This is a genomic window from Uliginosibacterium gangwonense DSM 18521 (genome assembly GCF_000373965.1).
Taxonomy (GTDB): domain Bacteria; phylum Pseudomonadota; class Gammaproteobacteria; order Burkholderiales; family Rhodocyclaceae; genus Uliginosibacterium; species Uliginosibacterium gangwonense.
Genome location: NZ_KB892865.1, coordinates 188,876 through 214,201, shown reverse-complemented (window position 1 = coordinate 214,201; position 25,326 = coordinate 188,876). Strand labels below are relative to the sequence as shown.

Annotated in this window: 26 protein-coding genes; 11 read left to right on the top strand and 15 right to left on the bottom strand. The window is 59.2% G+C overall.

Annotated features, from left to right (window positions below; all coding sequences use genetic code 11):
* Window positions 1–75: 75 nt before the first annotated feature.
* Together nifA and nifL are read right to left on the bottom strand one after the other, a co-directional pair.
* Entirely contained in the window at window positions 76–1,602 is a 1,527-nt protein-coding gene (gene nifA, locus B145_RS0119885; protein ID WP_157288536.1) for a nif-specific transcriptional activator NifA, read from the bottom strand.
* A gap of 103 nt (window positions 1,603–1,705) precedes the next feature.
* A complete protein-coding gene (gene nifL, locus B145_RS0119880; protein WP_018609708.1) occupies window positions 1,706–3,229 on the bottom strand; it encodes a nitrogen fixation negative regulator NifL in 1,524 nt (507 codons plus the stop codon).
* A gap of 297 nt (window positions 3,230–3,526) precedes the next feature.
* Here nifL and rsxA point away from each other — a divergent pair, with 297 nt between their 5' ends.
* The 7 genes from rsxA to B145_RS0119845 are packed head-to-tail and all read left to right on the top strand — an operon-like array spanning window position 3,527 to window position 8,868.
* The gene (gene rsxA / locus B145_RS0119875; RefSeq protein ID WP_018609707.1) at window positions 3,527–4,108 is read left to right on the top strand and encodes an electron transport complex subunit RsxA; all 582 of its coding nucleotides are present in this window, start codon (window positions 3,527–3,529) and stop codon (window positions 4,106–4,108) included.
* A gap of 55 nt (window positions 4,109–4,163) precedes the next feature.
* A complete protein-coding gene (locus B145_RS0119870; protein WP_018609706.1) occupies window positions 4,164–4,691 on the top strand; it encodes an RnfABCDGE type electron transport complex subunit B in 528 nt (175 codons plus the stop codon).
* 10 nt (window positions 4,692–4,701) lie between these two features.
* Entirely contained in the window at window positions 4,702–6,204 is a 1,503-nt protein-coding gene (rsxC, locus tag B145_RS0119865; protein WP_018609705.1) for an electron transport complex subunit RsxC, read from the top strand.
* Entirely contained in the window at window positions 6,201–7,274 is a 1,074-nt protein-coding gene (locus tag B145_RS0119860; protein ID WP_018609704.1) for an RnfABCDGE type electron transport complex subunit D, read from the top strand. Before rsxC ends, B145_RS0119860 begins: the two co-directional genes overlap by 4 nt.
* Window positions 7,271–7,876, top strand: a complete 606-nt coding sequence (gene rsxG, locus B145_RS0119855) for an electron transport complex subunit RsxG (RefSeq protein ID WP_018609703.1) — start codon at window positions 7,271–7,273, stop codon at window positions 7,874–7,876. The genes B145_RS0119860 and rsxG overlap by 4 nt, the downstream gene beginning before the upstream one ends.
* Before the next feature lie 15 nt (window positions 7,877–7,891).
* Window positions 7,892–8,569, top strand: coding sequence for an electron transport complex subunit E (locus tag B145_RS0119850; protein WP_018609702.1), 678 nt, complete (start codon window positions 7,892–7,894; stop codon window positions 8,567–8,569).
* 14 nt (window positions 8,570–8,583) lie between these two features.
* Window positions 8,584–8,868 (top strand): RnfH family protein, encoded by a 285-nt coding sequence (locus tag B145_RS0119845; RefSeq protein WP_018609701.1) that lies wholly within the window; start codon window positions 8,584–8,586, stop codon window positions 8,866–8,868.
* 31 nt (window positions 8,869–8,899) lie between these two features.
* Here the strand turns inward: B145_RS0119845 and panB are convergent, their stop codons facing one another.
* The 6 genes from panB to hda form a co-directional block, all read right to left on the bottom strand.
* Window positions 8,900–9,715, bottom strand: coding sequence for a 3-methyl-2-oxobutanoate hydroxymethyltransferase (gene panB / locus B145_RS0119840; RefSeq protein ID WP_018609700.1), 816 nt, complete (start codon window positions 9,713–9,715; stop codon window positions 8,900–8,902).
* A gap of 95 nt (window positions 9,716–9,810) precedes the next feature.
* On the bottom strand, window positions 9,811–10,446 hold the full coding sequence (locus B145_RS0119835; protein WP_018609699.1) for a deoxynucleoside kinase: 636 nt from the start codon (window positions 10,444–10,446) through the stop codon (window positions 9,811–9,813).
* Between the two features lie 161 nt (window positions 10,447–10,607).
* Complete coding sequence (folK, locus tag B145_RS0119830) at window positions 10,608–11,105, bottom strand: 2-amino-4-hydroxy-6-hydroxymethyldihydropteridine diphosphokinase (RefSeq protein ID WP_026259323.1); 498 nt, start codon at window positions 11,103–11,105, stop codon at window positions 10,608–10,610.
* On the bottom strand, window positions 11,105–12,469 hold the full coding sequence (gene pcnB, locus B145_RS0119825) for a polynucleotide adenylyltransferase PcnB (protein WP_018609697.1): 1,365 nt from the start codon (window positions 12,467–12,469) through the stop codon (window positions 11,105–11,107). The genes folK and pcnB overlap by 1 nt, the downstream gene beginning before the upstream one ends.
* 168 nt (window positions 12,470–12,637) lie before the next feature.
* Window positions 12,638–13,348, bottom strand: a complete 711-nt coding sequence (locus B145_RS0119820) for a histidinol-phosphatase (protein ID WP_018609696.1) — start codon at window positions 13,346–13,348, stop codon at window positions 12,638–12,640.
* Between the two features lie 53 nt (window positions 13,349–13,401).
* Window positions 13,402–14,130 carry a DnaA regulatory inactivator Hda gene (hda, locus tag B145_RS0119815; RefSeq protein WP_018609695.1) on the bottom strand — a complete coding sequence of 243 codons (729 nt, stop codon included), beginning with the start codon at window positions 14,128–14,130 and terminating at the stop codon, window positions 13,402–13,404.
* A gap of 172 nt (window positions 14,131–14,302) precedes the next feature.
* Here hda and B145_RS0119810 point away from each other — a divergent pair, with 172 nt between their 5' ends.
* Window positions 14,303–15,448: an AIR synthase related protein gene (locus B145_RS0119810; RefSeq protein ID WP_018609694.1), complete on the top strand. Its 1,146-nt coding sequence runs from the start codon at window positions 14,303–14,305 to the stop codon at window positions 15,446–15,448.
* Between the two features lie 22 nt (window positions 15,449–15,470).
* Here the strand turns inward: B145_RS0119810 and B145_RS0119805 are convergent, their stop codons facing one another.
* Window positions 15,471–16,439 carry an MBL fold metallo-hydrolase gene (locus B145_RS0119805; RefSeq protein WP_026259320.1) on the bottom strand — a complete coding sequence of 323 codons (969 nt, stop codon included), beginning with the start codon at window positions 16,437–16,439 and terminating at the stop codon, window positions 15,471–15,473.
* A gap of 255 nt (window positions 16,440–16,694) precedes the next feature.
* Between B145_RS0119805 and B145_RS0119800 the strand changes: the two genes are divergently transcribed.
* Window positions 16,695–17,540, top strand: coding sequence for a DUF4349 domain-containing protein (locus tag B145_RS0119800; protein WP_157288535.1), 846 nt, complete (start codon window positions 16,695–16,697; stop codon window positions 17,538–17,540).
* A 1-nt stretch (window position 17,541) separates the two neighbouring features.
* On the opposite strand, the gene B145_RS26410 is transcribed toward B145_RS0119800, so the two are convergent.
* The 4 genes from B145_RS26410 to B145_RS0119780 form a co-directional block, all read right to left on the bottom strand.
* A complete protein-coding gene (locus tag B145_RS26410; RefSeq protein WP_018609691.1) occupies window positions 17,542–18,024 on the bottom strand; it encodes an AraC family transcriptional regulator in 483 nt (160 codons plus the stop codon).
* Between the two features lie 20 nt (window positions 18,025–18,044).
* The gene (locus B145_RS28835) at window positions 18,045–18,461 is read right to left on the bottom strand and encodes a hypothetical protein (protein WP_018609690.1); all 417 of its coding nucleotides are present in this window, start codon (window positions 18,459–18,461) and stop codon (window positions 18,045–18,047) included.
* Between the two features lie 127 nt (window positions 18,462–18,588).
* Window positions 18,589–18,876: a hypothetical protein gene (locus B145_RS0119785; protein ID WP_157288534.1), complete on the bottom strand. Its 288-nt coding sequence runs from the start codon at window positions 18,874–18,876 to the stop codon at window positions 18,589–18,591.
* Between the two features lie 30 nt (window positions 18,877–18,906).
* A complete protein-coding gene (locus B145_RS0119780) occupies window positions 18,907–20,091 on the bottom strand; it encodes a radical SAM/SPASM domain-containing protein (protein ID WP_018609688.1) in 1,185 nt (394 codons plus the stop codon).
* A 287-nt stretch (window positions 20,092–20,378) separates the two neighbouring features.
* On the opposite strand from B145_RS0119780, the gene B145_RS0119775 reads away from it, so the two are divergent.
* Window positions 20,379–21,380: a CAP domain-containing protein gene (locus tag B145_RS0119775; protein ID WP_157288533.1), complete on the top strand. Its 1,002-nt coding sequence runs from the start codon at window positions 20,379–20,381 to the stop codon at window positions 21,378–21,380.
* Window positions 21,381–21,406: 26 nt separating this feature from the next.
* On the opposite strand, the gene B145_RS27770 is transcribed toward B145_RS0119775, so the two are convergent.
* Complete coding sequence (locus B145_RS27770) at window positions 21,407–23,107, bottom strand: PAS domain-containing sensor histidine kinase (RefSeq protein ID WP_018609686.1); 1,701 nt, start codon at window positions 23,105–23,107, stop codon at window positions 21,407–21,409.
* 204 nt (window positions 23,108–23,311) lie between these two features.
* Here B145_RS27770 and B145_RS0119765 point away from each other — a divergent pair, with 204 nt between their 5' ends.
* Window positions 23,312–24,211, top strand: a complete 900-nt coding sequence (locus B145_RS0119765) for a hypothetical protein (protein ID WP_018609685.1) — start codon at window positions 23,312–23,314, stop codon at window positions 24,209–24,211.
* Here B145_RS0119765 and B145_RS0119760 read toward each other — a convergent pair.
* The gene (locus tag B145_RS0119760; protein ID WP_018609684.1) at window positions 24,197–25,285 is read right to left on the bottom strand and encodes a DUF805 domain-containing protein; all 1,089 of its coding nucleotides are present in this window, start codon (window positions 25,283–25,285) and stop codon (window positions 24,197–24,199) included. The genes B145_RS0119765 and B145_RS0119760 overlap by 15 nt on opposite strands.
* Between the last annotated feature and the right edge of the window lie 41 nt (window positions 25,286–25,326).

Genomic DNA, 25,326 nt, shown 5'->3' with positions numbered 1-25,326 from the left:
CGATCAGCCTGCCTAATGTTGGGCTGGTGCCTGATTGCCCATAGGTGCTATCCCTGCAGAATCAACAACCGGTTTTCAAAATTGCTTGACTTCGATTCCCAGCGTGAGGATGCGGTAGGCAATCTGGCGCGGCGTCATGTTCAGCAACCGGGCCGCCTTGGCCTGCACCCATCCCGCTTGCTCAAGGGCGGCGATGACCTTGGTGCGCTCATCGATGTTCGGGTCGTCCAGCTCAATGCGCGGAGCATTGCTTGCCATGGGTAGGTCGCGCTGGCGGTCGATGCGGATCAGGTCGATATCAATATTGCCGGATTCGGACATGACAGCGGCACGTTCCAGACAGTTCTCAAGCTCCCGCACGTTACCCGGCCAAGGATACTGGGTCAGGCGGGTGAGGGCGGATTCGGATAAGTTCAACGCACGTCCCTGCATCTGCCCGATACGCACGAGCAGGTGGCGGGCAATCTCCGGGATGTCTTCCAGGCGTTCCCGTAGCGGGGGCAGGGAGATCGGCATGACGTTGAGGCGAAAGTACAGATCCTCGCGGAATTTGCCTTCGTCCACGGCGTCTTCCAGATCACGGTGGGTGGCCGCAATGACGCGGACATCCACTTTCATGGTGCGTCCCCCGCCGACGCGTTCCAGTTCGCCTTCCTGTAGCACACGCAGCAGTTTGGCCTGAAACGCAGGGGAGATTTCACCGATTTCATCCAGGAAGATGGTGCCGCCGTCGGCCATTTCAAAGCGCCCGCGTCGCTGCGTGACGGCGCCGGTGAAAGCGCCTTTCTCGTGGCCGAAGAGTTCGGATTCGAGCAGGTTTTCCGGTAGCGAGGCGCAGTTCAGGCGCACATACGGGCCCCGAGCACGCGGAGAGTTGTAATGGATGGCATTGGCAATAAGTTCCTTGCCGGTACCGGTCTCGCCCCGAACCAGGACAGTGGTATTCCACTTGGATACCATCCGGATCTGTTCAAAGATGCGCCGCATGGCGCTTGAGTGGCCGACGATATTGTCAAAACCATGTTGCGATCGCACGGTGCGGCGCAACGTGTCGCGTTCTTCCGCGATGCTCTTTTTTTCCTCTGCCACCTCCAGCGAGAGCTTGAGGCTTTGCCCGATCAGGTTGGCAATCATTTCCACGAAACGGGCACGGATGGCGAGCATGCCATCGTCAAGCCGGTTCGGTTGTACGGCGAGCACCCCTTGGAGTGCGCCGCCGACATGGATGGGGGCCGCGATGAAGGGCAGCCTGCGTTCATAGATGCCCAGCCGGTTGAGAAAACGTGGATTGCTGGCAATGGAGGGGAGGGCGACTGTTTTGCCTTCTTCCAGGATCAGCCCCAGCACGCCTTCCCCTGCCTGATAGCGCACCGGGCCAAAGTCCTGTGCCTCGACACCGTGTACGGCATTGACGACCAGATCGCCACTATCCGGATCGAGTACGCTGATCATGCCACGGGTGAGTCCGGCACTGTCATCCAGTACGCGCAGCACTTCTGGCGGGGCCTGTTTGACGTCTAGCGTCCGCGATAGAACCACGCTGACGCGATAAAGCGTTTCGAGTTGGGTGCTGTGCAGTGCGCCTTCGGCATCCATAGCCATGATTGATCTACCTTTTGAGCTACCATTTACAGCAGCGCCACGGCTGCTGGTATTTCCGTGTGCAGGCGTATGGCATATTACCTGCGCTCACCAATCTCCTGAATTAATGCTGCCTGAGTGGTAGTTGTACTTTGGCGAGGCAGCCACCTTGCTCGGAATTGCGCAACTCGATGTTGCCCCCGTGATCCAGCGCCACCTGCTGGGCCGAGGGAAGCCCCGTACCCATGTGGTGGCCGCTGGCCTTTTTGGTGGAGTAGAACGGTTCAAACACTTTCAGGCGCAGCTCTGGCGATACGCCAGGGCCGCTGTCCTCCACCTGGATTTCAATTTCGTTTGCGTCGCCGTGGGTGCGGATGGTCAGTTCGCGCTTGTTCCAGCCCTTGATATTCATGGCTTCAATGGCATTGTCGACCAATCCCTTGAGCATGGTGCGTAGCCGCGTGGGGTAGGCGGCAATGCTCGGCAGTGCCAACTGCGGCTGCCAGCTCACGGATATGCCTGCAGCAAGAAAGGCGTGGGACGACAGATCCAGCACATCGCGCACCACTTCGTTGATATTGACCAGCCCTGGCGCTTCTGCCGTGGTGCCGGGAATGGCTGCGCGCAGTGTCTCCAAGGCCGATTGCCCTGCCGCCAGTGCTTCGGCTAGGGCCGCCTGGGCCGGGTCGCAGCCGCGTCGCCCCATCATGGTGACGACCGAATTGAGCACATTCAACGGCCCTTCCATTTGATAGACCGCCGCCGAGAGACTTTCGCGCAGCGACTGGCGACGGCTTTCCTCGGCCATCAGCGCCTGGAGGGCAGCCACGCGGGCGCGCTCCTGCTCCATGACCTGCCGGGTAACGTCCTTGGCGACCAGGAGCAGATAGGCTTCGGCCTTGTCGTCAAAGAAGGCATCCGCTGCGTCCTTGTGGGCGCCCACCCATACGCCAGAGCAGGTGTACCAGCGCGGCGTGGCCCAGTGCGCACGGTCAAGCCGCACCTGCCGGTCCAGAAAAGCATGGCTGCCGGGGCTGAAGGGGCCAAAGCCGTTGCCCAGCTCGCCACGCACGGCTTCGAGCATGACGGCGGCTGGCTCGGTCATCCCCAAATCCCCCATCAATACCTTGTAGGCATGGTTGTCCAGCACCACGCGGTCTTCCATATCCAGCAGGGCAAGCACCAGCGGCGCACCATCCACCACCGATTCAATCAGGGATTTCTGATTTCGCACTGCGCATTCCAGGCGATGCAGATCGGTGATATCCCGGTGCAGGCCCAGGTAATGGGAGATGGTGCCGTCCTCATCCACCACCGGGGTGATGGTCAGGTCAGCCAGGTAACGTGTGCCGTCCTTGCGACTGTTGACCAAGCGCCCGCTCCACGGCTGGCGTTGGGTGATCTGCCCCCAGAGCGCTTTATAGACCTCCGGTGGGGTGGTGCGGTTGGAGAGGATCGACTGGTTGCGCCCCACCGCATCCTGCGAAGAGTAACCCGTGCTGCGCGTGAAGGCCGGGTTCACGTACTCGATGAGCGCATTGGCGTTGGTGATCGAGATGGCAATGTCGGCCTGCTCCACCACTGCACGGAACAGGCTGGCAGGGATCTGGCGCAGAGCGTTTTGGGGCGTTTTGGGTGTGCTGGGCATGGCGCGAACCGTAGATCAGAATTCCAATGCAGGTATTGGGGTTATGCAGGTTCCGTGCCGAAAGCTTGCCATGCTTTTGTACAGGTGCAATTTGCAGTGAGCTTGGCGGCTTTGTTGCAGGGTTTTGTTGGCTTGTTGCATCCATGACACTGCATGTCGGGGGTATGCCAGGGGTCGCCAGAAGCAAAAAATCCTGTCCTGGCGCGGATTTACGCACTGAGATGGAGGCTGGCATGAACTGTTCTGGTGCGTTGGCATGCTCTATGCACTGATGCAATCAAAAATGGAGAGATTGCGATGAGCGAATTCCTGATCCTTTTGATTAGCACGGCCCTGGTCAACAACGTGGTGCTGGTCAAATTCCTTGGCCTGTGCCCATTCATGGGTGTATCCAAAAAGCTGGATAGTTCCTTTGGCATGGGCCTGGCTACGACTTTCGTGATTACGCTGGCATCGGGCGCGTGCTGGGCGCTGGAGCACTATCTGCTTGCGCCATTGGGGCTGAATTACCTGCGCATTCTTACGTTCATTCTGGTCATTGCCGCTGCCGTCCAGTTCATCGAGATGGTAGTGCGCAAGATGACACCGGAACTCTACCGCACCCTTGGCATTTATCTGCCGCTGATCACCACCAACTGTGCTGTGCTGGGCCTGCCTCTGCTCAACGTGCAGCAGAGTCACGGCTTTGTCATGAGCGTGACTTACGGTTTTGGCTCCTCGGTCGGTTTTACCCTGGTGCTGACCATGTTTGCCGGGTTGCGCGAACGTCTTGCTCTGGCCAAGGTGCCGGAAACCTTTGAGGGCGCGCCGGTGAGTTTTGTACTCGCCTCGCTGCTGGCCCTGTCTTTCATGGGGTTTGCAGGCTTGAAACTGGGTTGAGCGCGTATTGCACTCAATGTGTGGTGGGTGGATTTCATTTGCAGGGAGCTAGGCCATGCTGATGCCAATTGTCAGTGTCATGTTTCTGGGGTTGTTCCTGGGGGTGATTCTGGGGTATGCCGCCAAGGTGTTTGCGGTAGAAGGCGATGCGCTGGTGGGGGAGATCCAGGGCATGATGCCCGGCACCAACTGCGGCCAGTGCAGCTTCCCCGGTTGCGCCGGGGCGGCTGTCGCCATCGTGAAGGGGGAAGCCGCGCCCGATTGTTGCCCCGGTGGTGGCAAGGCATTGGCTGAGGCGATTGCCGCCAAGCTCGGGGTCAGCCTGGATCTGTCTGCTCTGGCGGATGCCGGGCCCAAGGCCGCTACCGTGGATGAAACCATCTGCATCGGTTGTGCGCGGTGCTACAAGGTATGCCCAACGGATGCAATCATGGGGGCGGCCAAACAGATTCACAGCGTGTTGCAGGATGCCTGTACGGCCTGTGGAAATTGCACTGAGCAATGCCCGACCGGTGCCATTGGCATGCAGCCCATCCCGGTAACACTGGATAACTGGAACTGGCCAAAACCAGTATTGGCCTGAGGACATCATCATGGGTCTGCGAGACTTTCTGTTTGGAATATCCTGGGGCGTGCATCCGGATGACCACAAGCGCCCGGCGGCCGATCAGGCGCTGCGCGTGTTGCCCATGCCACGGCACCTGTATGTGCCGTTGCTGCAACACGCAGGCCGCCCGGCCAAGCCGATTGTGCATGAAGGGGATCATGTGCTGCGTGGCCAGTTGATCGCAACCGTGCAAGGCAATGTATCGGCACCTGTTCATGCCCCGGCTTCGGGGCGGATCATCAAGGTGGGGGAGATTCCTGCCCCGCATGCTTCGGGTCTGGGTTTCCCAGGGATTGTGATCGAGACAGACGCCGAGCAGCGCAGCGTACCTGCCGACTTGGTCAGTGATCCGTTTGCGCTGAGCCCGGAGCAGATTGCCGAGCGTGTGGCCGCTGCAGGCGTGGTGGGGCTGGGTGGGGCCACTTTCCCTTCAGCAATCAAGTTTGCCCTGGGACTGCGTTTGAAGGTGGATACGCTGATCGTCAATGGTGGCGAATGCGAGCCTTACCTTTCCAGTGATGACCGCATCATGCGCGATTGTGCTGCCGATGTTGTCGATGGCATACGCCTGGTAATGCGGGCCATTGGTGCTGGGCAGGCGCTGGTGGGCATTGAAAACAACAAGCCCGAGGCAATCACCGCAATGAAGACGGCGGCGGAAAGCTTCCCGGAGGTGAAGATCCGCCCGGTGCCTGCGCGCTATCCGATGGGCTCGGATAAACAGTTGATCCAGATGCTCACCGGGCGCGAAGTGCCATCCAATGCGCGGGCGGCCACGGTGGGGGTGCTGGTGCATAACGTCAGCACCTGTGCGATGGTCAGCCGTGCCGTGCGTACCGGCATGCCGTTGATCGAACGTATCGTTACCGTCAACGGTGGTGCGATTGCCCAGCCCGGCAATGTGTTGGCTCCCATCGGCACGCCGGTGCAGGACTTGATCGATTTCTGTGGCCTGAAAGCTGGTCATGAGAAGCCTGCACGCATGGTGCTGGGGGGCCCCATGATGGGCATGACCCTGCCAAATGGTGATGTGCCCATCATCAAGGGGTGTGGTGGCGTGCTGGCGCTGGATGCCAATGAAGCGGAACTACCCAAGACAACGGCATGCATCCGCTGTGGCAGCTGCGTGAATGCCTGCCCGATGGGGCTGCTGCCGCTGGAGATGGCTGCCCGCATCCGCAAGAGTGACTACAAGGCAGCGGAAGAACTGGCGATAGATGACTGCATTGCCTGTGGTTGCTGTGCCTATGCTTGCCCTTCGCATATTCCGCTGGCGCAGATGTTCAACCATGCCAAAGGGGAATTGTGGTCGCGGGAAAAGCAGGCCAAACGCAATGAGCGCATTAAGAACCTGTCCGCTGCCCGTCAGGCCCGTCTGGAGCGGGATGCCCGCGAGCGTGCCGAAGCCGCCGCCAAACGCAAGGCGGCCAGGGCCGCACAGCAGGCCGCCGAAAAGAATTCAGCCAATTCAGGAGAGGCCAGCGCATGAACACCCACGTGATCAATTTGAACCCGGTTGCCGCACCACACGCGCAGACCGGGGAGTCCGTCAGCGCAGTCATGCTCAAGGTGTTGCTGGCCCTGGTGCCCGCTACGTTTTATGCTTTTTGGCTGTTCGGTGCGCCCTCATTCTGGCTGTGGCTGATCACGATTGCCTCAGCTGCAGCGGGGGAGGCTGCCTGCCTGCGTATGGGCAAGCGTGAAGTGATGCCGCAGTTGCGGGACGGTTCTGCCATCCTCACCGGGTGGCTGCTGGCGTTGTCGCTGCCGCCGTGGGCGCCGTGGTGGATTGGTGTGGTGGGTGGCTTGTTTGCCACTACACTGGGCAAGCAGGTCTTTGGCGGCATCGGCAACAACCTCTTCAATCCGGCCATGATTGCGCGGATTGCCTTGCTGGTGTCATTTCCCGTGCAGATGACCTACTGGGTCGTGCCCAATGTGGCACCCAATCTGTTCGATGGCCTGCTTATTACCCTGGGCCACACGCCAATTCCTGACGCGATGAGTAGCGCCACGCTACTCGGGCACGCCAAAACGGATCTTGCCCGTGGAGTGGATCTGCTGCATACCAGTTTGCCGGGGCATGCGTTCAATTGGGTTGGGGCGCGGGTCGGCAGTCTGGGGGAAACTTCCGCATGGTTGATTGCAGCCGGGGGTGTCGCCTTGATTTTTATGCGGGTGATCAGTTGGCATATTCCTGTGGCTATGCTGTTGGCGTTGGCTGTGCCTGCTGCGATTGGCCATCATGAAAATCCGGCACGGTATCTGGATGCCACCACGCACCTGATGTCAGGTGGGGCGATGCTGGGGGCATTCTTTATCGCTACCGACTATGTAACATCGCCTAACACCAAATGGGGGCAACTGGTGTTTGGAGCCGGGTGCGGGCTGCTGACCTGGGTGATTCGTACCTACGGGGGGTATCCGGAAGGGGTGGCCTTTGCAGTGTTGCTGATGAATGCGCTCACTCCCGCCATCGACCGCCTGGTCAAGCCACGTGTATATGGCCGCACCTATGGTGGCAAGCCGATCAGTGCCGAGAAGGGAAAGAGATCATGAATGTAGCAACGCTTCGTGAAGGCATCAGCTATCAAGGGGGCTTGCTGGCCCTTTTCAGTACCGTGACCGCTGCAGCCCTGGTTATTGCTGCCGTGTATACCTCTCCGGCAATCCACGTGGCCGAGCAGCATGACCTGGAGACTTCACTCGCCCAAGTGCTGCCACAGGGCTACAACGACAACAATCTTTTGCAGGACGTGGTGCACGTCAAAGATGCTGATGGCGTAGATGTGGAAGTGCATCGTGCCAGCAAGGCTGGCGCGCTGAAAGCAGCGGTATTTACAACCTCATCTTCGGGTTATGCCGGGCCGATTGTGATTCTGGTTGGCATCTCGCGCGATGGTGTAGTGCAGGGGGTGCGGGTGCTGCGCCATAACGAGACGCCGGGCCTGGGAGACAAAATTGATGAAGCCAAGACCAATTGGATTCACGCCTTTGAAGGCAAGGCACTGGCTACAGCAAAGTGGCTGGTGAAAAAGGATGGCGGGGATTTTGACCAGTTTGCCGGGGCAACGATTACCCCGCGCGCCGTGGTCAAGGCGGTGAAAGAGGCGCTGGAGTTCCATCAGGCTCACCTTGACGCTATCTATGCGAGCAAATAGGAGCGGGAGGCGATCATGAAAGCACGAGAAATCATCCGCAACGGGCTGTGGGATCAGAACGTGGTGCTGGCCCAGATTCTGGGCATGTGCCCGACTATGGCGCTGACATCCAGCGCAAGCAATGGCCTGGGCATGGGGCTGGCAACCACGGCGGTGCTGGTGGTGAGCAATATGGCTGTGTCATCAGTACGCAAGGTGGTGACAGAGCAGGTGCGCATCCCTGTGTTCATTGCGATTATTGCCACGATTGTGACGCTGGTGGATATGTCCTTGAACGCCTGGATGCATGAACTCTACAAGGTTCTGGGCCTGTATATCGCGCTGATTGTGGCCAATTGCGCCATTCTGGGCCGAGCAGAAGCCTTTGCGTGCAAGAATGGCGTGGTGGATTCGGCGCTGGATGGTCTGTTCATGGGGCTGGGTTTTACTGCCGTGCTGACGACCATCGGCATTGTGCGCGAAGTGGTGGGAAGCGGCACTGTGTTCTCGCAGGCCAGCTTGTTGCTGGGGCCGCATTTCGCATTTCTTGAGACGACGGTGATTCCCGGTTACGGCGGCACCCTGATGATGATCCTGCCCCCCGGTGGTTTCCTGACCTTGGGTTTGCTGCTGGCGGTGAAGAAGCGTATCGAGATTCGGCAGCGGAATGCAGGTGTTGCCGTGGTGAGTGTCCCCAGTCATTGCGGGGCCTGAGCAAGGAGGTTGCAATGCAAGTATCCGTTGCCTACGCCGAGGCTAACCGGCAAGTGTGGCTGGAAGTCGAGGTCACTGACGAAGAACCTGTGGTCCGGCATGCCATTGACAAGTCAGGCATCCTGAAGCTCTTTCCGCATATCGATCTGGCATCCCAGCGTGTAGGCGTGTTCGGGCGTGCAGTCAAACTTGAAGCACCCTTGCGGGAAGGCGACAGGGTGGAAATCTATCGCCCGATCGTCTGCGACCCGCAAAGCGTGCCGCGACGACCGGGGTTTGAGCTGGATACTGAGGAGTAAGCTGTGGTGGCCCTAAAACCTGAACAGCTTTTTAGTAGGTGTGCTCAGGCGCTGGGAAGCTGCCATCCTTGACGGCGGCCGCATAGCGGGCGATGGCTTCGTCGATGCTGGCAGCACCCTGCATGAAATTGCGCACGAAACGCGCAGTTTTTCCGGGATACACGCCTAGCATATCGTGCAGCACCAGTACCTGACCATCACATTCGACCCCCGCACCGATGCCGATGGTGGCCATGCTCTTGAGCGAGCGGGTGACTTCCGCAGCCAGCACTGCAGGCACCATCTCCAGTACCACCATGGCGGCGCCCGCCTGCTCCAATGCCAACGCATCGCGCTTCATTTGGGCGGCCGCCGCATCGCCCTTGCCCTGTACGCGATAACCGCCAAGCTGGTGTACGGATTGCGGGGTCAGGCCGATGTGGGCACAGACCGGCACGCCGCGTTCGACCAGGAAACGCACCGTCTCAGCCATGTATTCGCCGCCTTCCAGCTTGACCATCTGGGCACCCGCTGCCATCAGGCGGGCTGCGTTGCGCATGGCCTGCGCAGGGTTCTCCTGGTAGCTGCCAAATGGCATATCGGTGATCAGCCATGCGCGCTGGCAGGTACGGGCCACACACTCGGTGTGATAGACCATGTGTTCCATGGTGACGGGCAGGGTGCTTTTTTGCCCTTGTACCACGTTGCCGAGTGAATCACCGACGAGCAGAGTGTCAACGCCATTGCGTTCGCAGAGTGTGGCGAAACTGGCGTCATAGGCGGTCAGCATGGCGATCTTGCGGCCTTCCTGGCGCATCTTTGCCAGTTCGGTCAGGGTAATGGGTTTGGCATTTTCTAGGTAGCTCATTGCATTGGCTCCTTGGTTTGTGTGGGGGATACAGAGGCGTATGCCCGCTCGATACGCGGCCAGTACCTATTCACTACAGATCGTATAACAGCGCTTCAGGCGTAACTGAAAAACTCCCGATAGCTGCGCATGGCCTGCAGGCGTTGCAGGATCAGTTCAAAATCGTCGTCTGCTTCCACCGGGTTGAGCACTTCGGCATTGATCACAAAAACCGGTGCCGCATCATAGCTGTGGAAAAAGCTCGCGTAGCGGCTGGATACTGCGGCGAGATAGGCTTCGGTGATCTTGCGTTCTGCTTCTATGCCGCGCTTGCGTACGCGCTCAATCAGCACCTCTGGCTGGGCTTGCAGGTAGATCACCAGATCGGGCGTGATTGGGGCAAGCTGCGCCTGGGAGAAGACGCGGTCGTAAAGTCGCGCTTCGTCCTCATTGAGATTGAGTGAAGCGAACAGCGGGTCTTTCTGCAACACAAAATCGCTGACCACACGTTGCCCCTCTTGCCGTGCCTGGGCAATCTGCTTGAGCAGGTCGGCGCGCTGGAACAGGAAGTCGAGCTGGGTGGGCAGCGCCCAGCGCTCGGTATCGGTATAGAAGCGGGCCAGGAACGGATTGCGCTCCGGTTGCTCCAGGATGGGGGTGGCGTTCAGGCGTTCTGCCAGGCGCTGGGCCAAGCTGGTTTTGCCTGCACCAATCGGCCCTTCGATGACGATGTATTGAGCTTTGTCGAGCATTTTTCTGATCTCTCAGAGAGACTCACTGTTCAAGGAGCGGACAGCGATGATCTGGCCCAGGCTGCGAAAGAGCGAAGGATACCGCAGTGGGCGGGCATAAGGCACGCTGTTGTGCCTTGGTTTTGATCCGTGCCATATGGCGTGCGGGGTGCAGGTGCTTGTCAGCCCGAAAGCCGGGTGACGCCTTGGTCTGGCAGTTGTAGGGCAAGGGTGCCGACCCGACCGAGGCCGGGGATCAGGGTGTCCGGAGCCACTTCCGCCAGGGGCAGGAGTACAAAGGCACGCTCATGCATGCGTGGGTGAGGAACTTGTAGGCCGGGCTGGTCGATGACCTGCTCGCCGTAGAGCAGCAGGTCCAGATCCAGGGTACGGGCGGCGTTGCGCACGCTACGCTGGCGACCAAAATGCAACTCGACCGCAAACAGCACATCCAGCAAGGCCGCAGGGGTAAGGGCGGTGTGTACGCCGACGACGGCGTTGATGTAATCCGGCTGGCCTTCCACGCCAGGGCCCATTGGGGTGCTGCGGTAGAGCGAGGAACTTTGCAGTAGGCGCACCCCCCCCACTTCACCCAACGCGGCGATGGCGGCGCGCAGGGTGGCGGCAGTGTCGCCAAGGTTGGCGCCAATACCGATCCAGGCCATTACCGGAGGCGTCATCATTGGCTGGCAGCCGGGGTGCCGTTACCGCCATGGTCGGGGCTGCCTGCGGGTTTGCGTTTGCGCGGGCGGCGCTTGCGTGGGCCATCTTTCTTTTCTGGCTGCAGCATGGCTTCGCGCTCTTCAGGCTTGGCATCGGCAAAGGCGTCCCACCACTCGGGCAGTTCCATGTCGATTTCGCCGGATTCGGCGCGCAGGCGCAGGAAGTCGTAACCGGCACGGTAGCGCGCCTGCTCCAGCAGGCGGTAGGGAGCTTTGCCCGCGCGCTTGTCGAAGCGGGGTTGCAGTGCCCAGATTTCGGTGATGTCTGCCGAGATGCGCCGGGTGATGGCCAGCTTTTCAGCCTGGCTCGCAAGCACCTCGTCCATGGCCGCAAAGAGCGCGGGCTGGCCGTATTCGCCATTTTCCTTGCGGGCGTTCCAGTTGCTCAACACCTCATTCCACAGCAGGGTGGCAAACAGGAAGCCGGGGGAGATCGGTTTGCCTGCGCGCACGCGTGCATCGGTGTTGGCCAGTGCCAGCCAGATGAATTTTTCCCCCTGCGGCTGGCCGAGGATCACATCCAGCAGTGGCAGCAGCCCCTTGTGCAGGTTTTCTTCACGCAATTGCTTGATGCAGAGCACGGCGTAGCCACTGGAAAGCAGCTTGAGCATCTCGTCAAAGAGGCGGGCTGCAGGTACGTTTTCCAGCAGTACGGCCATCTCCGGGATCGGGTCTTTGGCAGCCGGATCGATGCTTAGCCCCAGTTTGGCGGCCAGCCGCACGGCCCGCAGCATGCGTACCGGGTCTTCACGATAACGGGTGGCCGGGTCGCCGATCATGCGCAGGGTTTTCTTCTGCAGGTCGGCAACGCCATTGTGGTAATCGATGACCGTCTCGGTGGTCGGGTCATAGTACAGGGCGTTGACGGTGAAATCACGCCGGGTGGCGTCTTCCTCGATGGTGCCCCAGACGTTATCGTGCAGCACACGGCCATGTTCGTCGGTGATTGTGTCTTCATCGTGCAGGGCGCGGAAGGTGGAAACCTCAATGGTTTCCGGCCCGCTCATCACGTGCACGATGCGGAAACGTCGCCCAATAATGCGAGAACGCCGGAACAGGTTGCGCACCTCGTCCGGCGTGGCATTGGTGGCAACGTCGTAGTCTTTGGGCTTGATGCCTGCAATCAGGTCTCGCACGGCCCCGCCTACCACATAGGCTTTGAATCCGGCTTCTTGCAGCACCGCGCAAACCTTGCGGGCGGCAGGCAGGATCATGGCGCTGCGAATGCCGTGCTGGTCAGCGGGGATGTAGGCGGCCTCCGGGGCAGGGGATGATGACTCCGTATGCCGGGAGAACACCCGGCGGAGCAGTTTTCGGATCATGCTGGTGTAGGGGACTTGGTACGTTTCATGAAGTCCATAAGTATACAGGCTCGATGAGCTTTGCCGCCAACTTCTTGCACCTTCCAGATCAAACCTTGTGATCGGTGGCGCTTGTAACGCCCCGATCCTGCAAGAGATGTGCGCCTGAATGTTGTTGCGCGGATGGCATCAGCGCGTGGGCAGGATGATTTCGGAAGACTCTTCCTCTTCATCCACGCGGCGCAGGGTGATCACCGGCCAGCCCAACGTTTCGGCCCGCAGGCGCAAGGCGTCATCCGGGTCGACCGCCACCGGGTTGTTGACCACTGAGAGTAGGGGTAGGTCGTTGTGGGAGTCGCTGTAGAACCAGCTGTGCTCAAAGCTGGTGAGGTCAAGCGCCATGGATTCCAGCCAGCGTGCCACCCGTTCCACCTTACCTTCGCGGAACGCTGGCGTGCCGTGGGGTTTGCCGGTGAAGCGGCCATTTTCGATGGCCGGGATGGTGGCGATCAGGTGCGGAATCTGGAAGTAGCGGGCAATCGGGGCGGTCACAAAGGCATTGGTGGCCGTCACCATTGCGCACAGGTCGCCTTGCTCAATGTGCCAGCGCACCAGGGCTTCACCCAGCGGCGTGATCATGTTGAAGATCACGTCGTTGAGGAATTCGCCATGCAGGGCATCAAGTTCCTCGCGTGAGCGCTCGGCCAGCGGGGCCAGCACGAATTCCAGAAATTCCGTGATGTTCAGCGTCCCGGCCTTGTACTGCTCGTAGAAGGCATTGTTGCGGGCTTCGTACTCGTCGCGGTCAACGATGCCCTTGTCGCACAGGAATTGCCCCCAGGCGTGGTCCGAGTCACCAACCAGCAGTGTGTTGTCCAGGTCGAAGAGGGCAAGATTCATGGGGCGCATAGCAAGTGTCGCAGAAGGTTGAAAAAGAAAGAATCCGGGGTGGCTCAGAACGGGAGTTCCGGCTCACAGTCGTCATGCAGAATCTCGCGCAGCAGCGGCAGGGTGACGGGGCGCCCCTGGGTGAGGGAAGCGTCGTCCAGTGCGTCCAGCACACTCATCAGCCAGCGCTGGTCACGGCTGCCGTGGCGCAAGAGGTATTCCACGATATCGGCGTCCAGCGAGATGCCCCGCTCAGCCGCATGCTGGATCAGCAAGGCACCCTTGGCCGCGTCATCCAGCGCCTTGATCTCGAAGATCAGCGCCTGACCGATGCGGGTACGCACGTCCTCACGCATCTTGAGCTTTTGCGGCGCGCAGCCGCCCGCCAACAGCAACGTGCCACGTGCCTCACGGGCTTGGATCAGGGCGCGGAAGAGCGCCGCCTGCCCATCTTTGTCGAGCTGGTCTACATCGTCCAGTGCGGCCAGCAGGTCTTCCCGCATTTCCAGTTGGGCACCTTGCGAGGCCGTCAGGTAACAGGTGGGGCGGTTGTCCAGGTCTGCCTGGGCCACTGCCGCGCGCAGCAGGTGTGTGCGTCCGGTGCCCGGCGCTCCCCAGACGTAGAGCCAACTGCCGTCATGGGCGTCCAGTTGCTGGCGCAGCGCGACAAGCAGCCCCTTGTTGGGGCCAATGACGAAATTCTCGAAGCTCGGCGTCTGGGGCGGCCGAACATCAAGCGTCAATTGCTCCGTAGGGAAGCTCTCATCAGAAAGTGGCTGGCGGAAAAACAGCATGCACAGGACTCAGGGGCAATCCAAAATCGAATCAAAGGAGCCAATCTTACCGGTTTACGCCGTTTAAAGCTTGGCCTGGGGTCGTTTGGGGCGGATATTTCACGCATCAGCCCCGGTCGGTGCGCCAAGAAAATACCAATAACAGGGGCGCCAAGCGGCCCAAGCGGGTAAAATGCCGCATTTTCCCCAGATCGCCGAGTTCATCACCATGGCCCAGACCCCTCTCGACTACAGCGCCGCAGGCGTGGATTACAGCAAGATCGACCCGCTCAAGATCCTGGCCCAGAAAGCCGCCGCAGCCACCGCAGGCAACCTCTCCGGCCACGGGGTGAGCGAAATTCTCGCTTCTCGCGGGGAATCCGCCTATGTAATGGAGGTGGGGGGGCAACTCATTGCGTCGATTACTGAATGCCTGGGCACTAAGGCGCTGGTGGCTGATTCGGTACGCCCCATCAGCGGGCGCACCCATTACGATTCCATCGCGCAAGACACCATCGCCATGGCGGTCAATGACTTGATCACTGTGGGGGCAACCCCCTTGTCGATCCATGCCTACTGGTCTGCCGGTGGCAGCGATTGGTTTGCTGATGAGCAGCGCATGCGTGATCTGGTCAATGGTTGGCAGCGCGCCTGTGACGTCTGCAAGGTGAGCTGGGGTGGCGGCGAAACCCCCGCGCTGGCGGGTGTGGTGGAGGCCGGGCGGATTGACCTTGCCGCCTCGTCGGTTGGCATCATCCCCTCGCGGGACCGCCTGACCCTGGGTGACAAGATGCAGGATGGCGACGCGATTGTGCTGCTTGCCTCTAGCGGCATCCACGCCAACGGTGTGAGTCTGGCCCGCAAGCTGGCCGAACGCCTGCCTGAAGGCTATGCCACCAAGATTGCTGATGGCCGTTGTTATGGCGAAGCGGTGCTGGATGCGACCACGCTTTATGTGCCGGTGACCGAAGCGCTGTTTGCCGCAGGCATCGTGCCGCATTATTCTGCCAACATTACTGGTCACGGCTGGCGCAAGATCATGCGCCACCCCGGTAACTTCACCTATCGCATCCACACCCTGCCGGACGTGCCGCCGGTGTTGTCCTTCATCCAGCACCACGCTGGTATTGATGACCGCGAAGCCTATGGCAGCCTCAACATGGGCGCCGGTTTCGCCTTCTATGTGGCCGCCGATCAAGCCGAGGAGGTGGTGCGCATCGCCGCATCAGTGGGCGTCAAGGGCTGGGTGGCAGGTCGCGTCGAAGCCGGTGCCAAGCAGGTGGTGATTGAGCCACTCAAACTGACTTATGCAGCAGATGAGCTGCACCTGCGGGCCTGAGCAAAGATAGCGCCAAGTCTCCTCACGGAAGTGCTTCTGTGAGGAGACCGGTTTTATCAAGCATGTATCGGGCATAGTCCTGCGCCAGAAAGAGCCTGCCGGTGTAATGCCTGGCGGCTTCTTCGCGGAGTTCTTCAATCGAATCCGGCCCGGTCAGGGCGTTGGCATAGCGTGCGCTGAAATGGGTGAGGATCAGGTTCGGCACCTGCGTTTCCTGGGCAAATTGCGCAATGTGCTGTGCCGAGCAGTGCTGCGGCTCTGGCCCCACCTTGTCGCTTACCGCCTGTGTATAAGTGGCTTCATGCACCAAGACCTGGGCTTGTGCGCATAAGTCGGTCAACAGGCCGGGGGTGTCGTTATCCCCGGCGATAATGATTTGCCGTGGCGCACGTGCGGGCAGCACAAAATCACTGCTGTGCAAGGTTCTGCCGTCGGCCAGGGTGATATCCTCGCCTGCCTTGAGGCGCGCCCAGTCCGGTCCTGCCGGAATGCCAAGTGCCTGCAATTTTGGCCGATCCAGTTTGCCGGGAATGGCTGCCTCGGCAAAGCAGTACGCATATGATGGCACGCGATGCGAGAGTGCGGTGCTTGTCACGCTCACGCCCTCAAGTGGTGTAGTGCCAGATTTTGCCGATATTTCCACCCATTCGAGTGGAAAACCAATGAATGTGTCCGAACAACGCAAGGCTGTTTCGACATATTCCTTGACGCCTGCCGGGGCCAGAATCTTCAGCGCCTCGGTGCGCTTGGCCATCTGGGCGCTGGCAATGAGGCCCGGCAGACCGAAAGTGTGATCCCCATGCACATGGGTGATGCAGACCGCTTCGAGTGCCCGTAAGGACAGGGGCGTACTGAGCAGGCGATGCTGGGTGCCTTCACCACAATCAATCAGATACCAGGCCCGCTGGTTGACTAGGCGTAGCGCGCAGGCCGAAACATTCCGGCCTCGCGTGGGGGTTCCTGCTGAAGTGCCAAGAAAAATCAGTTCCATGGTGTTGTTGAGCAAGGCTGAAGTTTGATTTTCGCATGAACCGATCCTCCCGTCTGGCTTCAAGGCGATTGACGGCAGGATGGAAGGCCCCTGTTCTTGTCATAATTGTTGCTGGGTAATCTGCCGTCGGCAAGGGTGAAGTGCGGATGCTTGGCATCGCACTCACTTGGGTGCCATGGCAGGTGGCAGCAATTTTCGTACATGTAATCGGATATGAAAAACAAATACATCTTGCTTGTGTTGGCGTGCTTGGTCATGGCAGCTTGTTCCAAAAAGAATGAAATGGCTTCGGTAGTGGGGGCGAACGCACCGGTTGCCAAGGCCACCGCAAATACGGTCAATACGGCCCAGGGGAGTGGGGTGGAACAGGCCAAGATGGCACAGCGGCATGTGGAGTTGCGCCATTCTCTGGTCATAGAAGTGGCGGCAGATCGCCTGGAGGCGGTGTGGAACCAGCAGCTACAGGCATGCCAGTTTCCCGCTTGCGAAGTTGTGACGGCAGAAATGAACAGGCAGGAGCGCGACTACAGCAGCGCCCATCTGGTCTTGCGCATTGACCCGGCCCAGGCTGCAGGGCTGCTGGATACCTTGCTGGGATTGGGCAAGGTGGCGGTGCATGAAATGAGCCAGACCGATCGCACCAACGAGGTGATCGATATTCAAGCTCAATTGGATAATCAAAAGGCATTGAGGGACCGCTTGCGGGCCTTGACGGCATCTCACGCTGGCAAGCTCTCCGAACTGCTGGAACTGGAGCGCGAACTGGCCCGTGTGCAAGGCGAGATTGATGCCTTGACCGGGAAGATTCGTGCTACGCTGCAATTGACTGAGAAAACCACGCTGGACGTTACCTTCCGCACACCAGCAGGCTTTTCGCATGGGGGCGTTTGGGCACCGGTCAGCAATGCCTGGGGCGAGATGGGCTCTGTGCTGGCGGGTAGTCTGGCCGCGTTGCTGGTGGTGGTTTCAGGCGGCCTGCCCTGGCTGTTTGCCTTGTGCATCCTGATATTCGTGATACGGCTGCTGCGGCGCAAGGCGCGGGCAGGGGCACAAGTGCTGCCCCCGATTGCTGCCTCTAATGATGCGGTTCCACCCAAGTAGGCTATTGCTGTTTGGGCCGAACCGGGATGCAGATATCACAGATGAATACACCCGGCTCCGGCATGCAGTTGATGTCAGACGGATAGAGTTCAAAGCAGGGGCGCGGGTCAAATTGATACGCGCTTTGAGGGAGCCACTCCGTGAATAGCTGGTGCCACACTGGGCCGATCTGTTCCGGGGTGCCCTGATAGCGTGCGACGACATACGTGCCACCCGGAATGGCCTGCACAGCAAGCGGCGCGGGGACCGGATAGTCGCGTTCGATTTCGACACAGGCATCGTAACAACAGTCTTCCGGTGGAGTGGTCTTGGGGTCGCTCCACGATATGCCGATCATGTTCCGGCGGGGATTGCCAAAGCCTTGTTCCTGACACCATTGATTGAGCTTGGCCCATGTCGCGGGGATGCCACCTGCCATGTAAGAGCCGATGTGGCGCAGATAGGCGACATGGTAACCCGGCAATGTCTTGATGTTGATGTCCATGGTATTTCTCCTGTACCCCGTTACTGGTTTTTCAGGCGCTTGACGGGACCGAAACATGAATCACGGGAATCGCTTTGGCATACAAAAAAGGATTTCCCTGATGGGTCGAAAAACAAAAAATTGGTGCCGCTGTCGCCCGCTGGTGTGGTGTTGCCGGAGCAATCTTTTTTGGCGTTGGTTGTGACGATGGTGTCGACCAGGGTATAGAAACCATTGGTATCGGGCTCTACGGAAACTTCGTATTCACCTTCCGTGGCCTCTTCACCACTGGTGACCGTCAGCTTGCCATCGGGCCGGAAGTGGTAGGTCTCGGCGCAGCCTGAATCCTGAAGGGTGTAGGCCCAGGCGCCTAGAATGGGATGCTCCGCTTGTTCAGCGGCGTCTGCATTGCCCTGAATGGCCAAGACGGCAAGCAAGGAAAGAATGATGGGCTTCATGACGGCTCCTGCTGTGTGCGAGGGAATGCCCGGGACTTGCACCCCTTCGGAACATCATAGCGCCGTGTGCCTGAGCGTGTAAAACGGTATTCATGCAGCGCGATGATGCGCCACCGCGCACGTCGCCCTAGGCTTTGGAGGATCGGTTCAATACCGCGATCTTTTCCTCCAGCGCGGCGATCTGTCTTTGCATCTGCTGGTACTGCTCGGGTTTGATCTGCCGGGCGCCATTCTGCCGCCACACTGCTGATTGCTTGAGCAGATCGTTGAGCTGCTGCCTCATGTTCTCCAATTGGCGGTTGCCGGAAGTGCTTGCCGTGGTGGTGCTGGGGTAAGTGGGCCGGATGGAGGTCAGCATGGGGTGTGGTGGGCGGTATTGCTTTAAAACCGGGCGGGCTGTTTGGGCTGTATCCAAGGAGGAAACAGCCCGGAGAGCTGCGACAGATCAGGGCATGATTTCGACGTATTCGTACACTTCGCAATCCGTGATCTGCTTGCGCACAGGCAGGCTGGCGCGGGCGAACCATTCTTGCGGATTGTGGCGGTCGATCTCTTCTCCCATGAAGCGTACCAGTTCGCAGATGGGTTCTACAACTTCGCGGCGGTAGTCTTCATCCTTCTTTACATAGGCCAGATACAGGTTCTTCATGCAGTTGCCCCGGCAGAAGGCAAAGGCCTCGCAGCTTGAGCAGGGCATGGCCGGGTCGGCTTGCAGGGGGCTGGCACGCAGCCAGTTGTCGACCACACTGCCTTGCTGCATTTCCGGCAGGTAGAGCAGATCGGGGCAGGGGAAGATGCGCCCGTCCGGCATCACGTTCAGGATGTGGGTGGAGGCGCGGCACTGGCTCTTGCCCTGGTAGAGTTCCTGCGCACGGGAAGGCATCACCTTGTTGCGCACCATGCCCATGATGGGGATGATGGGGTAGAGACGGTCAGTGTGGCGGAAGAACTTGTCGATCATCTGCGCCAGAATGGCGCGGCGCTTGGCCATGCCTTCCGCCGGGTAAGCGCCCCGGTCTGCCACAAACTGGAAATACAGGTAATCGAAGATTTCGGTGAGGTGGTCAAGTTCTTCAAAGCTGATTTCCGGGTGGCTCCAGGTGACGCGTGCGGTGGCACTGCCCGCGATCTTGGGGCGGACGGTGGCCAGATTCTTCATCACCTGCCGGTAGATGCCCCGGCCACGGTAGCCGTCGGTGGTGGTTTCTCCCCCATCAATGGAGATGAGGTAGTTGGACATGCGGGCCAGCAGCGCATCTGGCAGGCCATCAAGCAATGTGCCGTTGGTTTGCAACTGATAGCGGAAATTGGGGAAGCGGGCGATCACTTCCTGCATGTACTGGGTGTTGAGTGTGGGTTCCCCGCCGTAGAAGGTGACGTAGGTCTCATACCCGCCCAGATGGGTGGCGACGAAATTTTCCAGTTGATCCAGGCTGTAGTCCACATGGGTCTGGGAGCCGAGCACTTCACCGACGCCCAGCGAGCAATAGGTGCATTTGAGGTTGCACTTGAGCGTGGTGAGCAGTTGCAGTTCCACGCGATGGCCGGGGATGGCTGGCGTCACGTCTGACCCGGCTTGCGGCTGGGCGGGGCGGGCGGGGTGCAGGGTAATGGGTTGGGCGCTCGACATAGAAAAACGAGTTCTCGATTAAATACTTGAAAGACCGCGATTTTATTAGGGTTTTTCGGTTTGTACAGACCCCTGATGGGTTTTGTGACCAAGATTTGCGCCACGCTTGGGTTTCAGACGTATCAAGGAGATGTGATCGTGGGGTGCAGGTTCTCCGTTGGTCAGGCAAAGCGGATGGCTTAAGTCTTCTTGGGTAAGCTCGCATCAATCCATGTAAATACAGGTGGGTGATGATGCGCAATGTACGGTTCGGAAATGACTATGGTGTAAGGCTTCCGTTGGCAGCGATGGCACTCTTCGTTTTGGCCGCATGCGGGGGTGGTGGCGCTTCGGGTGATGCGGGGGCTTCCCCAGGCGCCACCTCGCCCACATCATCTTCAAGCGGTTCATCGTCTTCTTCATCGTCATCATCTTCCTCCTCCTCCTCCTCTTCTTCTTCTTCAGGGGGAACGAGCGCGCAGCGTTATTCCGATCTGCCCGTTGTCTCCAGTTGTTATGCAGGCAAGCTGCTTGACGCAGAAAAACAGGCTGCGCTTAATGATTTGAATTCAATACGCGCCCGGCATGGCCTGCCCGCTGTGACTTACGATTCAGCCAGTGACAACCTGACCGCGCAGGCCGCCCTGATGATGGTGGCCAACAATGCGCTCAATCATCAGCCGCCCACGACATGGAAGTGCTATACCAGCGATGGTGCATCCGGGGCCGGGAGCAGCAATCTGGCCATGCTGTGGAGTTCGGGTAGTACGCTGTCGGTGGATTCGACCTGGGCGGTGGAAGGTTTTCTGATTGATTCCGGTGTGTCCAACCTGGGGCACCGGCGCTGGGTGCTGGACCCGTTTGTATCGGCGGTGTCTTTCGGGCGGGTGGATTCGAACGGGACGCTGGCGGGCGCGCTGAAGGTGATAGGGAGCCCGACACAGGATCTGAGCAGCTATAGCAACCTGAATTTTGTGGCGTATCCCTATGGCGATTACCCCGCCAAGCTATACAGCGGCAGTCAATACTTCTCTTTCACGGCGATTGCAGACCGCAGCAGCGAGTGGGCGAATGACAAAACGGCAGTGAATCTGGATAACGCGACGATTTCGGTCAAGGATGCTGCTGGCAATGCCCTGACGGTGAGTGGCAAAACGACCGATTACAATGGCTACGGGGTGCCCAATATCCTGCAATGGCAGGTCAGCAACTTGAGCAACAATGTTCAATATACCGTGACGATTGGCAACGTGACGGTGAAGAACGCTACCCGCAGCTATAGCTACACGTTCCGGATCACCAGTCCCTAGCTTTGTGGGTGCATGGCATCTGGGCGTCAGAAGCTTGCTGGAGTCATATTTTCAGCGGTTGCGGCGGGGGCTGTCTTGGGGAGCGTGAGGATAAAGCGCGCGCCTTGACCGGGGGCCGTTTCCAGGCGAATGCTGCCGCCCAGCAAGGCGGTGACGAGGTTGTAGACCGTATAGAGCCCCAGGCCGCTGCCGCCACTGCCTAGCCGGGTGGTGAAGAAGGGCTCGAAAGCGCGGTCTGCCACCGTCTGTGGCATGCCCTGGCCGTTGTCGGCATATTCTAATGTAATTAAGTCATCCTGGCAGGAAGCGCTCAGGCTGATCTTGCCGTGCTGGCCTTCTGTGAATCCATGTGTCATGGAGTTGATGATCAGATTGCTGATGATCTGATCGAGTGCGCCGGGATGGCTTTCCAGAAATATGTCATCCGGGATGTTTGTTTCAATCTCATGTGCTGCCCGATGGATGCGCGAGCTGAGCAGTAGGGTGGCTTCCGTGACGACCTCCAGTAGCTTGAAACGGCGCTTTTGCATGCTGGTCTGGTCGACGGCCACCTGTTTGAAATTGGTAATCAGATTGGCCGCACGCTCAGCGTTGCGCACAATCAATTCCGCTGCAGACAGGCAGGTGGCGGAATAATCCATCACGGTGGAGCGCCGCAGACTTTCGGGGTGGGAGAGTGCCTGGGCAAATTCCTGCGCATAGTCCTGCAGTGAAGATGCGCTGGCGAGCACATTGCCCAGCGGTGTATTCAACTCATGCGCCACGCCTGCCACCAGGCTCCCCAAGGCCGCGAGTTTTTCGCTCTGCACCAGGTGATTCATGGCCCGGCGCAAATCATCGTTGGATGCTTTGAGCGCAGCGGTGCGCTCTGCGACCCGGATTTCAAGTTCCTCGTTGATTTGCAGCATGCGCCGCTCAGCGCACTTTTGCTCGGTGACATCAATCAGTACCCCGATGACGGCACGGCGCCCTTCATAGTCGATGGTATGGCCGTGGACTTCGACTTCGATATTGCTGCCATCCTTGCGCAAGCCCTTGAAGGTATAACGTAATTCCGAAACACCGGATTCCAGGCGCAGGCGGATATTCTGCGCAACTCTTTCCCGATCAGAAGGATCAGCAAGCGATGACACAGGGATGGTATTGATCAGATCTTCGGGTGAGGCATAGCCAAACATACGTGCGAAGAGCGGGTTGCAATAGCGCAGACGGTTATCCTGGATGATGTAGATGCCAGCCAGGGATTGCTCGACCAAGGCCTGATAGCGAGAGTTGACCAGATTGCGCTGTGCTTCGGTCTGTTTGAGTTCCGATAGGTCACGTATCACTGCAATGACGACTGCGCGAGAGCCCGGCGTATCGTGTTGGATGGCACGCAACCTGACCTCAACGGGGATCGGCTCGCCACTGCGCGAGCGGAGCGTCCATTCAATATTCTGTGGTTCGCCATGTAGGGCTGCATCAATGCTGGCCTTGGTCTGTTGGGGGCTGACTTCATTTGCCGCCAGCAGCGCCACGTTGGGTAAGGCGCATAACTCATCAAGCGACAGGCCGATGCGCTGGATGGCCTGGGTGTTGGCATCAATGATCCTGCCATCGGCATCGTGCACCAGAATCATGTCTGGCGAGGTGGCATAGACGGCGGCCAGCAATTCGTTGCGCTGGATATCACGCCAGTTCTCTGGCTGCTCTGGCGTATCGGTTGGGGCATTGAAATGAGGCGGCATGAGACGACATCCTTGCTACGGATGGTGGCGATGCGGTATTTGAGCCTAGCAGGCTAATGTGATTTTTGCATCCCACCTTACCCGGCAAGCAATGTGGCGCCAAGCGGTATGCCCATTTTGCATCCTGCCCAAAGGGTGTGCCAAAGGGCCTGGGCAGGTCTGGGTGGCGCATAGTGCGGGAGGATTAAGCGCCAGGAGATTATCATGGATATTACGCCACGCAGCACGCCGTATGGTCGCCCCTCCGGGCGACAGCTTCCTTTTTCGACCCGCCTCAATAGCCTGGGCGATGTGCCGCTGGAGTTCCGCAAAACAGTCCAGCGCTTGCTTGAAGGGCGCGAGGATCAGGTGCGCCACATTATCTATACCCCGGAGTTCGGCACGTTTGGTGAGTATTGCCCTGCTACCCTGCTGGTGGTGACCCGGCAGGAATGGCTGGCGTTCTCTGCCGAAAAAGCCAGCGGCGCAAGCATCTGTTATGCCGATTTTGCTCAGACCCGGTTAATCGAATTTTCTCTGGCCCTGCTGCAAGGGCGTCTGGTGCTTGAATATGGCGAGGCGGGGGAGTCGCCCTGCATTCTGCGCTTCAACCTCACCAGTCGGGATTTGTTTCTTGAGGCCTTGGGGATGATTCTGGGCCATGGCGTGGAGGTGCGCCGGGACGAACTCGCCGGGCGTACCCTGCCATCAATATGCGATTACCTGAGCTTTTCAATGCGTAGCACTTTGCAGGAATCGCTGATGCCCGGCGATACTTTGCTGGATGTATGCGCCTGGACGCGTGCGGATGTTGCCAGTGCAGCAGATCGGCATCTACTGCATCCTGGGGGCCTGGCCTTGAGCGCACAATACCTGTTTGTAGTGACTGCGGATGACCCCGCGGATCGTACAGAAGCCGCTGCCGACCTGTCTGCCTACAATCGCGGCGTGGTATTCCTGTCCCGGCGTTTCCCTGTGTCCGGCCGGGTGATCAGTCACGCCGGCCTGGATGAGCTGGTGTTGCAGGTGGGTATTGAGCCGCAGGCATCCTCTGTGAATGTTTTACTGCCAAGTTCATATGCCGATGCGGTATCTTCCATGCTTAAAGCGTCAGGCCAGACTTGATCTGGTTTGGCTGACGGACGTATGGGGAATCTGCTCGGGCTTTTGCATCTGCATCACCATCAGGGTTGCCAATGCTACGGCAATAACGAAAGAGGCAATCTGCAGCACCAGATTGGCAGTTGAGGGGACTTCGCCATGCGCGTTGTTTTGTGCTTTACCGGGCCAGAACACCAGGGCCAGGGCGAAGAGTACCCCAATCCCGGGGATCAGGCCCAGCAGGGCCAGCCAACCGCTCATTTCAATGTCATGAAGGCGCAATGCCATGCTGCGAAAGCCTTGGTAGAACACGAGCAACAGGCCGACAATGAAGGCCGGAAAACCCAGTTGCGAGGTCAGCAGGACGGCAAGACTCATCACGCTGCACAACAGAAACCCGTTGACCAGATAGCGCGTGCGGCTCAAGCGCCCGTTCCACCCTACGCCGATCAAAGGGGGCTGATTTACCGTGACGACCGGGGCCGCTTCCCGCTTGGGTTTGCTGCGCTCCCGTCGCACGCGGCTTGTGCCGTTCAGTTGGGCGGTTGCGATACGGGCTTGTCGCGCATCCTTTTCCGCCTGCTCCATGGAAGCGATATAGCGTGGAATATCCGTACCGCATGCCCGGCACAAAGTGCGCTTGGGTTGTCGAGTATTGCATTTTGGACAGCAGATTTCTTCCCCGGTGGAGGAAGAGGCCGGAGCAGGTTCTGACACGGGGCTGGACGAGGGCGTTACCAGCAGACCGGGGGTGGGCGACACCAGCTTGGGTGGGGGCGGCTTGACTTCATCCTCCTCCATCGGCGGCAGAATATCGATATCCTTGTCCGGGCTGGAGGGGGCTATCACTGTGGTGGCTTGCGAGGCGGCCTGGGGTTCGAGGTGCACCTTCATGCCCAAGGCTGCATATCTTTCGCGAACCTTGTCGGCAGTCTCAAAATCCAGATCCTGCCTGAGCATGGCGCGGCGTCCGCAGAACAGCGCTTCCAGGTTGGCGGGAGATAGCCGCAACTGTTTGGCGGCTTCTGCACGGACTTGCTCAAGAGAAAAACCGTCAAGAATCTTGCCGGCGAAGACGATTTGAAATTGTTGTTGCATCAGAGGTTTAGTGCAAAAACTGTGATATTTTTTACGATTAT